Raw genomic sequence first — 13,445 nt, forward strand, 5'->3', positions numbered from 1 at the left:
GGTGGACTCCTTGCTGTTCGCGGCGCGCATTGCCGCTGCGGGCTACGCCCTTCGCGCTAATGCGCGCCAGCATGAAAAACCAACCACTGTCAGATTTAGTCTAGTCCACCGCAAATCATTGGCAGACCTTGTGAGCACCTATCAACCGAAAGACCCCACTCGTGCGCTGAAGACTCCGTCCTTCCCCACTTTGAATGCCCTCGCCGCAAAAAACTGGATCGACCTGCCATAACGCAGTCGTTAGCGAACTCAATCTAGGCTTGCGATTCGACCGGTGACGAGTTCGTCACCGGCTCCGCAGCTATATCATCAGCCTGATAGAGCTGTAACATCGCACGCGCCGCCTCGACATTCGACGTCGTCAGCCATTCCTCTCAATCGTCCGGGTGCAGGATTCGCGAGTAGACCGGGTGCCCTTCTCGTTGACCGTGATCATGGACATCGTGGGATGCTCCGCGCGCCTCCCCCCGCCAATGTCCGCCAAATCCCGGAGACGCGCATCGTCCGCCAGTCGGCGAGCCCAATCCGGTGCAATACTTTCTTTCCCGGCTCGTAGCAGGGTTCGTAGATCCAGTCGGCAGGGATTAGGCACGCCGGCCGGCACGCCAGGCCGGCCCGTACAGAGGCGACTTCCCAAGGTTGTCGTCGCGCACGTTCATTGTGCTCCGCATGATCGGCGGCTTCTTGCCCGGCTCCTTGTGTTCTGGATGTTGGCCTTCTGCAGCGCACGCGGCCAAATGCCGAACCCGGCAGCCAGAGGTTTGAGTTCCCCGTCGACGTCCGCGACGAGGCATGTCGATCAGCAGCAGGACGCGATAAATTTCTCCTGATTGATCGAGGGAGGCTCTGCCGTACTGATGGTCATTGACGAAGCTTGCAACGATTGACGCCTTCTCCGCAGACACACCACGCAGCAGAAATTCCACATCACGCGGAATGCTGAAGTCGTCCCCGTCGACATCCAGCACTCGCAGGAGCTCACCCCCGGCTACGGCAGTATCCATCAGCGTTGCGACAGTCGACGCGATCCGGTCCCTTTTTTGCCCCAGAGCGAATCTGACCGTATCCCTATTTCAGCGACTTGACGTCGGCATCTCGCAGCACGATACACCGTGTTTTTATACAGTGGCGGCGACGTGATCAAGCCGCAGTGGGCTTACATTTGGGAGTACGGGTCCCAGGGCGACAAGAACCGCCTGAGGACTCCTGTCGAGCTCACAATGCGAGAATTTGAGTTTTGGATAGACCAGGACGAGAGATCGACATTCCTAGGGCACTGTTAGCCAATCGAAGCGACGCGAATCGACCGCAACCGCACCCCATTGACGGACCCGCGCTTTAAGGTAAGCGCAACGATTCCAGAATTCGATGCCCCGAGCGATGCAGAGCTGCGGGCGCTCTGGCGTGACTACGCGGACCTGCAGGTCCAGTGGTTGATTCTCGAGATCCTTGCCCTGCGGAAATCTCTGGATAGGACTCGGGAGTGGTTCGACCATGTCGACAAGAACGTCGAGGATCGCGGTCAGCTTGGTGGTGGGAATGGGAAATTGCAGGAGCTGCGCCACCTTCTCCGGAAGAACAAGGGGCGCGCCGGGATGATGTGATGCGCCTGTGGAACCTGGGCGCCAACCGAAAGGAGATCGTCATGTGCACACTCCAATACATTCGAAGAGGAGCTTCTGGAATCTGCAGATAATTGAATCCGACTCGGGTATACGGACGATCGACGGAACGGCCAGTCGACTCTGGCCTACATGCCCCACCGCAGCAGATGCTGATTCCTGTGCGAGGATCGATCGGGTGCTACACTCCGATAGATTGCGATCGAGCACACAAATCGACAGGAAAAAATATGGCTTTCACACGAGATTGGTTTTCGAATTCCATCCCATCCTGGAATGAAGCATTTGCCTCCTTCAAAGGGGCTGACAACCTTCGATTCCTCGAGATTGGTTCGTTCGAGGGCCGCTCAAGTTGTTGGTTGCTCGAAAATGTCCTTACTAGCGACTCCTCAATTCTTCATTGTGTCGACCCATGGGTAGGTCCTATCTACGAACGCTTCATGGACAGCGTCTCACCTTGGAAAGATAAGGTCGTGATGCATCGCGGCAAAAGCGAGGACATGCTGCCGTTAATTCCAGGGCCATTCGACCTGGTCTATATCGACGGTCTGCACATGGGGTTTAACGTTCTCCAGGACGCCGTGTTGACATGGAACAAACTCAAGGTCGGTGGCCTGATGATTTTCGATGACTATCTGTGGGAGCACCAAGGCCTAGACAGAACTCTGGTTCCCAAAGATGCCGTCGATGGATTTCTGTCAGTGATACACGGCAGGTATGAACTGGTGCACATCGGTTACCAGGTCATCATCCGAAAGAACGATCGAGGCGCAGAATTCGAAAGGCAATATTTCGACTATTGCCAAAGTGTATCGACCGACCTCTCGCCGGTTTTTTAACGGCCATCGCACCAGGACGGGGGAATCAAATCATACGCCTCTCAGCTTCTCGAACATCCATTTGCCGTCGGTGCCTTGCTGACCCTGAACCAGAATGAGTCCCGCTCCCGAACAGGCGAGCGAGGCGACGGCTCAGCGATCGAGTACGGAGAACCCGACTGCCTTAGACATTCTCGATACGCGCGGCGTCGGTGGCAATGAGACGAGTGCGGAAGTGCACGTATTTCGACGCTATCTCAAAATACCCTCACAGAACCGCTATTTCAACCTCTGCCGTATCACAGTCCGTGTCGAAGCAGCCTCGTCAGAATGCTGCGCCCGGATATCCTGGCGTCGGAAATCCGAGGCCAGTTGTTCCAACACCGACGGGCGAAAAAGGATTCCCGTTGAGGGGGTGCGGGGGGCAATTACCGACACAAAGACCGGCGCCCGGCCCGTTATTCGATGTCGATGTCGATGTCGGAGCCGTAACCAGGCCAAATTTTGTGCTCCATGCCGCTGTCGGCGCGTAAAGCACCAGGTTGCCGTCCGATTGTAAAACGAGTTGCGCCCCATTGGCTCCGTTAGTCTTAGTCGACCAAAGAGCCGTCGAGCCTGCGTAGATTACAAAGTTTCCGTCGCCCTGCATTACAGCATACGTAGCACCTTTGCCCTGAGTACCGCTCCACCAAATCGGATTGCCGCCATTCTTGTACAGGACCAGGTTGCCGTCCGCCTGGAACACGAGCATGTATTGGGCGACAGTGACAGTTTGACCAGCCGACATCGTCGAGCCCGAAGCGAGATATTTGCTCTCTGCCGATTGTTGGGTCGCGGGATCGCTGGTATTACTTGCCCAGGCCGGACGGGGCCAGTAGATCACCACGTTTCCGTCATCCTGCACTGCGAGGAACGCACCCGGGCGCGACGTTTTGGACGACCATACGGCAGTATTGTCGGCACGGTAAACGACAAGATTTCCGTCGCCCTGCATTACCGCCCTATTGCCGCCAGATCCCGATGTCTGAGATTGCCATACCGCGCCCGCCGGTCCATAGACTACCAAGTTCCCGTCCGTCTGCATCGCAAGGTGATACTGGCCGTTGTCCGAGTAGACAACATTTCCAGCCGCCAACGTTTCATTTGAGCCAAGAATCTTCGCGCTCGAAAGTATCGGCATTAAAGCTGCCAAGCAAACAATCAACGACTTAACAAACCTCATAGCAACCCCTAGGTAATGGTGTTATATAAATCCATGTTGGATTCGTGATCGTTACAGTTTGTTGCAGCGGCAGAATAGCACAAGGATGTGCCTTTCTGATTTGAGTAATACCGTAAGATAATTGCTAAGAAAGGTAGGTCTTTTATCCATTTACCTCCACGCATCGAGGCCCCATTAGCGAGCTTTCTGCTACGTCGCACCGTGAAAAAATGCGTGCGGCTACCCATTTTCTGAAGATCACCATGACCAACCACCGATAAGAGCCGCGCTGATGTGCTGTCGCGCGAATCAATCGAAGCGATCGCGCGCAAATATGCAGGAGCCTACTTCTCCGGGCTGCTGTTTCAGGACGCGGATTCATTCGCGCGATTCGCCGACGACCTGATCCTCACCACATCCCCTGTCGAGCAGCACGAAGCAGCGCCGGCCGCAGAGCTGTTGAACGTGCATGAAGTGCTGTCGAGCGGTAAAGGCTTCTGGCGCACCTGTTCGGGCTGCCACGAATCCGAGGACGGGTCACCCGGTGGGCGACTACCCGTACAGCGCGATCCTCCAATGTAATCTCGGCGCTGGCTGTGCAGAGTGCGGCGGTATCGGCGCAGTCAGGGACAACACTGATTGCGACGATTTGGCCGCCTTCGTTGAGAAGCGAGAAACGGAGGCGGAAGCGCTCTACGCCGCCCCGCCCCCTCCCGCCCCTGCATCCGGGATCATCGAGGCCATCGCGGCACAGTGGGACGGCTGCACGTAAGCTACGCCCGGCGATGACATCGACATCGGTGCGGCGATTCGCGCGGCATGGAAACGGATCTTCGAATCTGCCGCCCCCGCAACCATTCCTATCGGGCTGACCGACAGTTGGATCAGTGTGGTGGTTCAACGTCCATGCGATGTCGGGATCGCACCGAATGAAGACGTAGTTGCGTGGAACAACGATCCCGGCTTCCCCCCGATTATCGAGGCACGTTTCGTCAGTGTCGGGTTCCGAATACACGCATTGGAAGCGGAGGCCCAACGGCCCAGCAAAGACCGCCCAAACTGGAGACGAATCGTGAAGCTTCCCGATCAAATCAGCATCCGCGTCAAACGGCCCGAAGACTACGACGGCGTGCATGCAGAGTTGGTCGCCGAGGACTTTCTCGCTACACATGACGGTGGCAACTGGCAATACGATATCGCTGACGGTACCGCACCGAACTGGATCAGCGTGAATGAACAGCTTCCGGAATGTAGTCGGAAGGCCGGATCGTTAGGCGTCGAGGCGTTGATCTGGCCGGCGACGGAAAGCGGCGAGCGCACGGCGTTCTTTGGCCGTCGCATCAGCCGAACACCTTCGTTCTATCGATACAGAGCACTGGTGCACCGCGTAACGCACTGGATGCCGCTACCCGGCAAACCGACCCGCGCGGAAGACCTCAACTAACGATGAGCGATGAATCTGCACGTAGATCTCGCGCATGCCTCGGTGCGTACAGGGGCGTCCCGGCGCGACATTCTCGATCGCAATGTTGATGTCGCGCGGAGAGAGATGGGCATGGCGCAGTCGATCGTACAAGGCATCAACGTGATCGGCGTGGAGGAATTTCTGGCTGTTCTCGTTAAACCAGATCCGCGCCTTGCCGTCCTTTATTTCGTCGACGCGCAACTGCTTCGCCCGCGCGAATTCGAATACCAGAGTACGGAACTCCGCCTTAGTCACATTGGGCATTCTGCTCATGCGTACCGCATCAATCACTCTTCGGAAAACTGCTTTGCATTGGCGACCGCTTCGGCCTCTGTGTCGAACTCGCCGAGTTTCCGAAACGCTGCCTCGCGGCTGAATCCCGCCTTCGTCACTTCGCCCTGCGCGGCGAACTTGCCGTCGTCGGTCGGGTGTGCCGTGCAGTTCATCTCGGATTCACGCATCAGGAAAACCGTCTTCATCTGGTACTCGCTGGAGAAATCCGGAGGAATCGTAGCATGTTGACGTCGACACACAACCTGTGGACGACCGCCGAGGCACGCCTGCTCGCCCGCCTCTATTCGTCCCCTATCCTGTCCAAGGCTCTGTACGCGGCGTTTCCGCGTCAGTCAGTCCAGACCTTTGCCGTCACAGGGTTCTCAAGATCAAGCGGGCGCAGCGCGACTACAGGTCGCGCGCGACGCCGGCGTGGGACAGGATACCGCACCGAAGTGCAGATCGCCGACCGGGTCCCGCCCGAGGGCCGCGCTCAGTGGCGGCCGGTCTGGGCGGTCGGAAGGCAAAGCGCACCTGAATTCACGATCTTTCATGGCCGGGTCCTGCCGACGCGTGCGCCGGTTCTGCCCCAAACATTCGAACTCGTCTCATTTCACGATAATGGGGCGCAAAGTAGCATTGCGCATGAGCCTCCCTGCCCCTCGGCTGCACTGCCGCGTGGGGTCGAATCTGGCTCATCGACTCGCCGCGAGGCCGCGTTGTCCTCGATGTCGCGACGTCGAGCCGCTCAAGCATATCGATTGCGGTCGCGCGTCGATCGCCCTTTACCCTGAACGGGATGCCGAATGAAGGTCGCCACCTTTTGCGCGCTCGCGCGCCGACTTGCGCTGTTGGTCGCCATACCGGCCTCGATGAACGCCGAGGCCGCCACGCCCACGACCGCGGAATCCGCGCGGCAGCGTGCCGCCCGAGTCGACGCGGGCCGTTGGTCCGCAAACCTCCTTGCGTACGGCCAGTTGCCCCGTCGCACGTCCACCGACGTCACGCTCCACAGGGGCACGGGCGGCAAGCGCCGATTCTCCGCCGGTGCATCAGCTTCGAACGGTATCCTGCCGGCATTGTTTGCCGGCAAACCCTCGGACGATGCGCCACGGAAGAAGTCCAGGCCCGACAATCGCTTTCAGGTGATCTGCACGTTCAACGGGGATCGCGCCGTCTGTCGCTACACGTCGACGGTCAAGCAACGTACGGCCGTCGACGAACGCATCACGGCTGCGATGCCCCCGCAACGCGCCATCGGTCAACATGCATCGGAGAATATGAAAAACTTCGCGTTCGCCGCGCTCGACGCATCGCAGTCAATTGACCGCCGAGCCGGCACCCGATCTTCCGCGTTCATCCTGCCTATACAAAAGGACGCTACATGTCAGTACGACGTTTGATATGCACCTGGCTCTCGCTGTGCCCGTTGATTGCAGGCACGGCGATGGCCCAACCCGTCGAGGTACCGGGCTTTAGCCACGTGCGCTCCTTGGGCGGTATCGACGAATACCGTCTGGATGCCAACGGCCTTACCGTGCTTGCCGTGCCCGATCCCGCTGCGACCGTGGTCAGTTTCCAGGTGTTGTACCGGGTGGGTTCACGCAACGAAGCCGCGGGCACGACCGGCGACACTCACCTGCTCGAGCACCTGATGTTCAAGGGCAGCCGGCACTACAACAAGGCGCTCGGCAATTCACTGAACAGCTACATGGAGCGAGTGGGCGCGAACTTCAACGCCACCACTTCGATGGACCGCACCAACTACTTCGGCACGCTCGGGCGCGATGCGCTGGAAGGCTACATCGCGATCGAGGCCGACCGCATGCGCAACCTCCTGCTCCGCCCGGAAGACCTCGCCAGCGAGATGACGGTAGTACGCAACGAGTACGAGCGAGGCGAGAACAGTCCGTTCACCGCCTTGTTCCAGCAGGTCATGGCCACGGCCTACCAGGCACACCCCTACCACCATCCCACCATCGGCTGGCGTAGCGACATCGAGCATGCGAGCGTGGACACGCTGCGCCGTTTCTACGACACCTTCTACTGGCCGGACAACGCCACCGTCATCCTGGTCGGCGATTTCCGGCCGGACCAGGCGTTGGGGTGGATCAGGCAGTATTACGGCGGCATCCCGCGCGCGCCCAAGGCCATTCCCGCTGTCACGACCGAAGAGCCGCCGCAGCAGGGGCCGCGAAGGCTGGTGCTCAAGCGCGCGGGCGCAACGGGCAATCTGATCATCGCCTTCAAGGGGCCGCGCGCGCTCGACCCCGATGCGGCTGCGTTGACCGTACTGGGCCTGGTATTGAGCCAGGGCAAGAGCAGCCGGCTGTATCGCGCACTGGTCGACACCACGGTTGCCACGCAAGCCGGCGCCGGCTTTCATGCGCTGCGCGATCCCGGTCCGTTCGTCGTGACCGTCAGCCTGCCGCCCGACGCGAAACACGAGCAGGCCGAGAAAATCGCCTGGACCGAACTGGAGCGGATCAAGACCGAGGGCGTCACTCGCGACGAAATCCAGCGGGTGCTGGGCCCTTACCGGGCCGATCAGGTCTACCAGCGCGACGGCGTCCGCTCGACGTCCGCCCGATTGGGCAACGCGGTCTCGCAGGGCGACTGGACACTGTTCGTCACCGAGCTTGAAGCACTGGAAAAGGTGACGCCCGCCGATGTGCAGCGCGTAGCCCGCAAGTACCTCATTGAAAACCAGAGCACCACCGGCTGGTTCGTCCCGGAGAAATCGTCATGAAGCATGTTCGTTCCAACCATCTGCGGACGTGGTTCGTGTGGTTCGCCGTGCTATGCCTGCCTGTTGCGGCTCAGGCAGGCATCGCCGACCGCGTCGTGCGCGCCCAGGCCGGCAGCATCACGCTGTTGACCTATTCGATGTCGCCGCAGGAAATGGTGTCCGTGACCGGCGTGATGCCCCTGGGCGATGCCGACACGGCCAGCAAGGCGGCCAATCCCGCCGTGCCGTTGCTGACGGGCATGTTGCTGCAGGAGGGCAGCACCCGTCGCGACAAGGTGGCGATCTCCGCGCTGCTGGAGAGCCTGGGAGCCCAGTTGTCGTTCCAGACCGACGGCGGCTATGTCGGCATACACGGCCAAAGCCTGACCAAGGATTTGCCGACGCTGATCGACCTGATGGCCGAGCAGTTGCGCCTGCCGGCCTTCAAGCCGGAGGAGCTGGCCAAGGCCAAGAGCCGGCTGGAGGCCGCGGTCCGTAACGCCGGAGAAAACCCGTCGGTTCGGGCCACCGAGGCGCTGAATCGGTCCATTTACCCCGATGCCCACGTCAACGCACCGGTGCCGCGCGAACGGATGCTCGCAGCGATCGCCGCTGCCACGCTGGACGACGTCAAGGCCTTTCATCAAGCCTATTACGGGCCCGCCCACATGACGCTGGTCGTGGTCGGCGGCGCGGACCCTCGACGCCTGCAGTCCACGGTGACCAACGCCTTCGCGGGCTGGAGCGGGGGCCGGGCACTCGTGCGCCAAAGCCCGCCACGCAAGGCAAGCCGTCCCGACACGCAGCGCATCGCCATGGGGGACAAGGAATCCGTCAGCGTGATGCTGGGTCAGGCCATCGACCTGCGCGCCAACGATGCCGACTACCTGCCCCTCAGCGCGGCTGTCAACATCCTGGGCAACGGCTTCACCGGCCGCCTGATGGCAGGGGTCCGCGACAAGGAAGGCCTGACCTATGGCATCCGCGCCGGCCTGGCCGGGCTCTCCCTGATGGACGGCGGATTCGTCATCACCAGCAGCTTCGCCCCGCCCCTGCTGGACAAGGGCGTCGCCAGCACGCGCCGGATTCTGGATGCCTGGTGGAAACAGGGCGTTACCCAAACGGAACTGGATGCGCGCAAGGACGGCATGATCGGCCGCCATCAAGTCGCGATGGAAACCACCGGGCAGATGGCCGCCATGATCGCCCAGACAGTGCTCCAGGACCGCCCGCTGAGTGACCTGGACACCTATCCCGAGCGCGTCCGCGCGTTGACCGTCGAGCAGGTCAACACCGCCATCCGCACGTACCTGGCCCCCGACAAGATGACATTGGTGGAAGCAGGCACGTTTGCGGCGAAATAACCGCCGCCTCGCTTCGTTCCGTGCCCCGCCCGGCTTCGGCCGGGCCGCTGCCATCGCACGATGGTGCGTGCGCCTGCGCTTCGCAGAACGCGACGGATGCACCTTCCCGCCGACAGTCGCCCTCACCGACCGGCTTTGACAATCCGCGCCGGTCGCCCAGTCCTCGCTCTGGCTGCTGATCCGCGCACGATGCTGCACATGGACCGTGCCGAAACACGCATAGGAAACGTGCGTGCCGCTCGCGTCGGTTCGATGCGGGATGAGGGGCTGTCGGCTTGCCGTCAACGCCATGCGCGGCAAGATGCGTGGCCACTTCCCGAACGATGAGGCGGCGATCAAGCCGCTCTGGCCGGCGCTTCGCAACGTGCCGGCCAAGACCGTGCGGTCCGCCTTCGACTGGAAATCGGCGAAGTGACGGCGATCCACCCGCACGCCGCGCTTCCCGACAATTCCGCCGGAACCGCCCCGTCGCTATGCGAAAATCGCAGCGTCCACTCTCTTCGCTCTCTTCCATTACCCAACGGGGCTCGCATGACCACCCACATCACGATCGAATTCACCGAACACGCAGCCGAAGCCATCGGTGAGCAAACCAGCACCAGCTTCTCCTACGACCAGGGCGCACACGTACCGCAACCGGGCGACTTCGTCGAGCTCGAGAATTCGCGCCAGACATTTCTCGTGATCGGCCGCGTGTTTTCGCTCAAGGCAAACTACTGCGCGGTCAAGCTCGTGCTCGATCTGCCGCCGCACGACGACGAGCAAGGATTCCCGGCATGAAACAAGCCGAGCCGGTAACGCCGGCCATCGCCCACGCCCGGCCCGCCTCGTATTGAACCGCCAACCACGAGCACGTAAAAAAGCCCGCTGACGCGGGCCCATACAACAGACCAATCCAATCCGGCGCTCACGGAAACTTCGCAGCCGTCAGGCACCGATCGAACCACAAAGCATCGTCTCCATCGCCGATGGGCCACATTTCCGCATCGAGTTGCGGCAACCCGGCTACCGGCGCTGAAGCACGGTTATCGTCACCGGACGCCCCGGCACGCATCCACGCCGATTGCCTTCCGCCGTTGTCGCATGCACTCGCATGCGCCTGCGCTTCGCAGAACGCCACCGGTCGCACCTTCCCGCCGTCGGCCGCACTCACGGAGCGATACTGATAAACCGCACCGGTCGCCCAGTCCTCGCTCTGGCTGCAGACCCTCGCGCGATGCTGCACATGGACCGCGCCGAAACACGCGTAGGAAACGTGCGCGCCAGTCGCATCGTCGGGAATGAAATCGCAGTTCGCATCGAAACCGGTGAGCGGGCCACCCGTGTATTTCACGAGCCACTGGCGCTCGGCCTGCGCACGCGCGATCAACCCCTTGTTCGATTGATCGGCCAGTACGGCGGTGCGCCGATCGATTGCCTTGCGCACTTCGTCGACGGCGAGCGCACGACCTTCGTAATCGGCGTCGAGACGTTTGTTGCGCGCGTCGATCCAGCGGCGCTGGCTGCGCACCAGCATGTCGCGGATAGCCGTGTCCGGTGCGGCCCTCAGCGCGCCCGTATACGCCGAATTCATCCGCGTGTCGGCTGCCCGCAGCACGGGGCTCGCGCAGATGCGCTTCTCGATCGGCTGCGCGGCTTTCGCGCATTCCATCGCAAAGCCAGGTGTCGCCAAGCCAATGCCCATCATGAACATCGAAGCAAAACCAGCCAGCCGGCCGGCCGGCCGATGCCACTCGAATCCCATGCATGCTTTCTCTCAGTCGGTTTTTTCTTGGTCGCACTGCCTCGAGGCAGCATCGCCGATCACGGCCTGTCGTGCCCGGGCGCCGGTATCGCGTTTCGCCGAAGGCAGCTCCACGCCACACCACGCAGCGCCGCTCATGGTACGCGTGCCTGCACGAACGCGCACCGTCAGGCGCGGCGCGCCCCGGTGTTCCTTCGCAGGTGACTGGATCTCGATCGACTGGACAACGATCATGCACGCCCGAACCCGGCACGCGCATTCGGTGCCGACGATCATGAACGACCGTCGGTGAGGGGAGCCGGCAGGCGGCGGCCGCACATCGTCGCGCCGGAACGCACGATCGGCCGGCCCGCACCGCGTTGCTTCGCGGCACCGACGTCGACGGGTTGCCCGTCGGTCGGCCTGCCGCGAAACCGTTACTTCTTTTCCGGCTCCGACGCGCCCGGCTGCTTGAACGGGAACGTGCTGAACATCGACTTCGCCTGGTTCTGCATCTGCTCCTGCATCTGCACGAACATGTTCTTCGACTGCTCGATGTAGCTGGTCATCATCCCTTGCATCATCGGCGCCTGCATGTTCATGAACTGCGACCAGACTTCCGGATTCATCGCATTGCCTTCGTACAGGTTCTTCGACTGATCCGCGAGTTTGTTCTGGATGTCGATGAACGCCTGGATGTTCTTTTCCAGGTACGTACCCATCATGCCCTGCATCGCATGTCCGTAGAAACGGATGATCTGCGACAGCATCGACGACGAGAACATCGGCACGCCGCCGCTTTCCTCTTCGAGGATGATCTGCAGGAGGATGCTGCGCGTCAGGTCTTCGTTGGATTTCGCATCGACGACCTTGAAGTCCTCCTGCTCCAGCACGAGTTGCTTCACGTCGGTCAGCGTAATGTACGTGCTTGTCTCGGTATCGTAGAGCCGACGGTTCGGATACTTCTTGATGAGCCGTTCGGCCGTCTTCTTTGTAGTAGTCATGTAACGCCTTTGAGTGCAGCGTAGCGGAAGTGACGAATCCCCGCCTCCCGGATCCGGGAGGCGGGGGCCTTCGGAAAACGCCCGGCTGCGCGGCCACCCGGCCCGCGCAGCGCGGACGCTCAGCCCATGTGCAGGCCGCCGTTCAGCGAGAAGTCTGCGCCCGTCGCGAAACCGGAATCGTTCGACGCGAGCCACGCGACGATCGAACCGATTTCCTCCGGCCCGCCGAGACGCCGCACCGGGATCGTCGCGACGATCTTCTCGAGCACGTCCGGGCGAATCGCCTTCACCATGTCGGTGCCGATGTAGCCCGGCGACACGGTGTTGACCGTCACGCCCTTCGTCGCGACTTCCTGGGCGAGCGACATCGTGAAGCCGTGGATACCGGCCTTCGCGGTCGAGTAGTTGGTCTGGCCGAATTGCCCCTTCTGGCCGTTCACCGACGAAATGTTGATGATCCGGCCCCAGCCGCGTTCGACCATCCCGTCGATCACCTGCTTCGTCACGTTGAACAGGCTCGTCAGGTTGGTGTCGATCACGGCGGTCCAGTCTTCGTGCGTCATCTTGCGGAACACGACGTCGCGCGTGATACCCGCGTTGTTGACCAGCACGTCGATCTCGCCGACTTCGGCCTTGACCTTGTCGAACGCTTCCTTGGTCGAGTCCCAGTCGCCGACGTTGCCTTCCGACGCGATGAAATCGTACCCGAGCGCCTTCTGCTCCTCGAGCCATTTCACCCGGCGCGGCGAGTTCGGGCCGCAACCCGCGACCACCTTGAAGCCGTCTTTCGACAGGCGCTGGCAGATGCTGGTGCCGATGCCGCCCATCCCGCCCGTTACGTACGCAATTCGCTGAGACATAAATCTCACTCCATTTTTTGGTTTCGAGAGCTGCCGGAGGCCCCCTCTGACTTCACGTGACGCCGGCCGAAGCTGCAATCGGCCGGCACACGGATTCGGTTCGCTGGTCGCGAATGGCCGGTTACGGACGGCCGGTTACGGACGCTCGACCGCGAGCGCGACACCCATCCCGCCGCCGATGCACAGCGACGCCAGCCCGCGCTTCGCATCGCGCTTGGCCATCTCGTGCAGCAGCGTCACCAGGATCCGGCAGCCCGACGCGCCGATCGGGTGCCCGATCGCGATCGCCCCGCCGTTCACGTTCACCTTCGACGTGTCCCAGCCCATCTGCTTGTGCACCGCCAGCGCCTGCGCCGCGAACGCCTCGTTGATCTCCATCAGGTCCAG

General features: G+C 61.4%; 17 protein-coding genes and 2 pseudogenes. 10 read left to right on the forward strand and 9 right to left on the reverse strand.

Annotation, left to right across the window (positions count from 1 at the left end):
- Window positions 1–232 (forward strand): hypothetical protein (locus FFS49_RS42440; RefSeq protein ID WP_212746067.1); only part of this gene is annotated, 232 nt, incomplete at its 5' end.
- A 22-nt stretch (window positions 233–254) separates the two neighbouring features.
- Here the strand turns inward: FFS49_RS42440 and FFS49_RS40960 are convergent.
- Window positions 255–790 (reverse strand): annotated as a pseudogene (locus FFS49_RS40960) (SOS response-associated peptidase family protein); the annotation flags it as partial.
- Window positions 791–1,322: 532 nt separating this feature from the next.
- Here FFS49_RS40960 and FFS49_RS42845 point away from each other — a divergent pair.
- Complete coding sequence (locus FFS49_RS42845) at window positions 1,323–1,604, forward strand: hypothetical protein (RefSeq protein WP_224756085.1); 282 nt, start codon at window positions 1,323–1,325, stop codon at window positions 1,602–1,604.
- Window positions 1,605–1,852: 248 nt separating this feature from the next.
- Window positions 1,853–2,461 carry a class I SAM-dependent methyltransferase gene (locus FFS49_RS40970; protein WP_171026914.1) on the forward strand — a complete coding sequence of 203 codons (609 nt, stop codon included), beginning with the start codon at window positions 1,853–1,855 and terminating at the stop codon, window positions 2,459–2,461.
- A gap of 304 nt (window positions 2,462–2,765) precedes the next feature.
- On the opposite strand, the gene FFS49_RS40975 is transcribed toward FFS49_RS40970, so the two are convergent.
- Complete coding sequence (locus tag FFS49_RS40975; RefSeq protein WP_105816311.1) at window positions 2,766–3,662, reverse strand: curculin (mannose-binding) lectin; 897 nt, start codon at window positions 3,660–3,662, stop codon at window positions 2,766–2,768.
- Between the two features lie 273 nt (window positions 3,663–3,935).
- On the opposite strand from FFS49_RS40975, the gene FFS49_RS40980 reads away from it, so the two are divergent.
- The gene (locus FFS49_RS40980; RefSeq protein WP_137910478.1) at window positions 3,936–4,223 is read left to right on the forward strand and encodes a hypothetical protein; all 288 of its coding nucleotides are present in this window, start codon (window positions 3,936–3,938) and stop codon (window positions 4,221–4,223) included.
- A 490-nt stretch (window positions 4,224–4,713) separates the two neighbouring features.
- Window positions 4,714–5,085 (forward strand): DUF551 domain-containing protein, encoded by a 372-nt coding sequence (locus FFS49_RS42320; protein WP_171026915.1) that lies wholly within the window; start codon window positions 4,714–4,716, stop codon window positions 5,083–5,085.
- Here FFS49_RS42320 and FFS49_RS40990 read toward each other — a convergent pair.
- Both FFS49_RS40990 and FFS49_RS40995 read right to left on the reverse strand, forming a co-directional pair.
- Window positions 5,047–5,379 (reverse strand): hypothetical protein, encoded by a 333-nt coding sequence (locus FFS49_RS40990; protein ID WP_105816314.1) that lies wholly within the window; start codon window positions 5,377–5,379, stop codon window positions 5,047–5,049. The genes FFS49_RS42320 and FFS49_RS40990 overlap by 39 nt on opposite strands.
- Before the next feature lie 14 nt (window positions 5,380–5,393).
- Window positions 5,394–5,585 carry a hypothetical protein gene (locus FFS49_RS40995; RefSeq protein ID WP_105816315.1) on the reverse strand — a complete coding sequence of 64 codons (192 nt, stop codon included), beginning with the start codon at window positions 5,583–5,585 and terminating at the stop codon, window positions 5,394–5,396.
- 600 nt (window positions 5,586–6,185) lie between these two features.
- Between FFS49_RS40995 and FFS49_RS41000 the strand changes: the two genes are divergently transcribed.
- From FFS49_RS41000 to FFS49_RS41020, 5 genes are all read left to right on the forward strand, one after another.
- Complete coding sequence (locus tag FFS49_RS41000; protein ID WP_105816316.1) at window positions 6,186–6,782, forward strand: hypothetical protein; 597 nt, start codon at window positions 6,186–6,188, stop codon at window positions 6,780–6,782.
- 44 nt (window positions 6,783–6,826) lie between these two features.
- Window positions 6,827–8,128, forward strand: a complete 1,302-nt coding sequence (locus FFS49_RS41005) for a pitrilysin family protein (protein ID WP_224756084.1) — start codon at window positions 6,827–6,829, stop codon at window positions 8,126–8,128.
- Window positions 8,125–9,471, forward strand: a complete 1,347-nt coding sequence (locus FFS49_RS41010; RefSeq protein WP_105816318.1) for a pitrilysin family protein — start codon at window positions 8,125–8,127, stop codon at window positions 9,469–9,471. Before FFS49_RS41005 ends, FFS49_RS41010 begins: the two co-directional genes overlap by 4 nt.
- Window positions 9,472–9,703: 232 nt before the next feature.
- Window positions 9,704–9,886 carry a hypothetical protein gene (locus FFS49_RS42325; protein WP_157644965.1) on the forward strand — a complete coding sequence of 61 codons (183 nt, stop codon included), beginning with the start codon at window positions 9,704–9,706 and terminating at the stop codon, window positions 9,884–9,886.
- Window positions 9,887–10,002: 116 nt separating this feature from the next.
- Entirely contained in the window at window positions 10,003–10,251 is a 249-nt protein-coding gene (locus tag FFS49_RS41020; RefSeq protein ID WP_039357809.1) for a hypothetical protein, read from the forward strand.
- A gap of 127 nt (window positions 10,252–10,378) precedes the next feature.
- Here FFS49_RS41020 and FFS49_RS41025 read toward each other — a convergent pair whose 3' ends face one another.
- From FFS49_RS41025 to FFS49_RS41045, 5 genes and pseudogenes are all read right to left on the reverse strand, one after another.
- Window positions 10,379–11,122 carry a lysozyme inhibitor LprI family protein gene (locus tag FFS49_RS41025; RefSeq protein WP_226285531.1) on the reverse strand — a complete coding sequence of 248 codons (744 nt, stop codon included), beginning with the start codon at window positions 11,120–11,122 and terminating at the stop codon, window positions 10,379–10,381.
- Between the two features lie 105 nt (window positions 11,123–11,227).
- Window positions 11,228–11,491, reverse strand: coding sequence for a hypothetical protein (locus FFS49_RS41030; protein ID WP_105816319.1), 264 nt, complete (start codon window positions 11,489–11,491; stop codon window positions 11,228–11,230).
- Between the two features lie 140 nt (window positions 11,492–11,631).
- Window positions 11,632–12,198: a polyhydroxyalkanoate synthesis repressor PhaR gene (phaR, locus tag FFS49_RS41035; RefSeq protein WP_006485265.1), complete on the reverse strand. Its 567-nt coding sequence runs from the start codon at window positions 12,196–12,198 to the stop codon at window positions 11,632–11,634.
- Window positions 12,199–12,317: 119 nt separating this feature from the next.
- On the reverse strand, window positions 12,318–13,058 hold the full coding sequence (locus FFS49_RS41040) for a 3-ketoacyl-ACP reductase (RefSeq protein WP_027784565.1): 741 nt from the start codon (window positions 13,056–13,058) through the stop codon (window positions 12,318–12,320).
- Window positions 13,059–13,193: 135 nt separating this feature from the next.
- Window positions 13,194–13,445 (reverse strand): annotated as a pseudogene (locus FFS49_RS41045) (acetyl-CoA C-acetyltransferase); the annotation flags it as partial.

The organism is Burkholderia sp. 4NA327C6 (assembly GCF_005502655.1).
Taxonomy (GTDB): Bacteria; Pseudomonadota; Gammaproteobacteria; order Burkholderiales; family Burkholderiaceae; genus Burkholderia; species Burkholderia contaminans.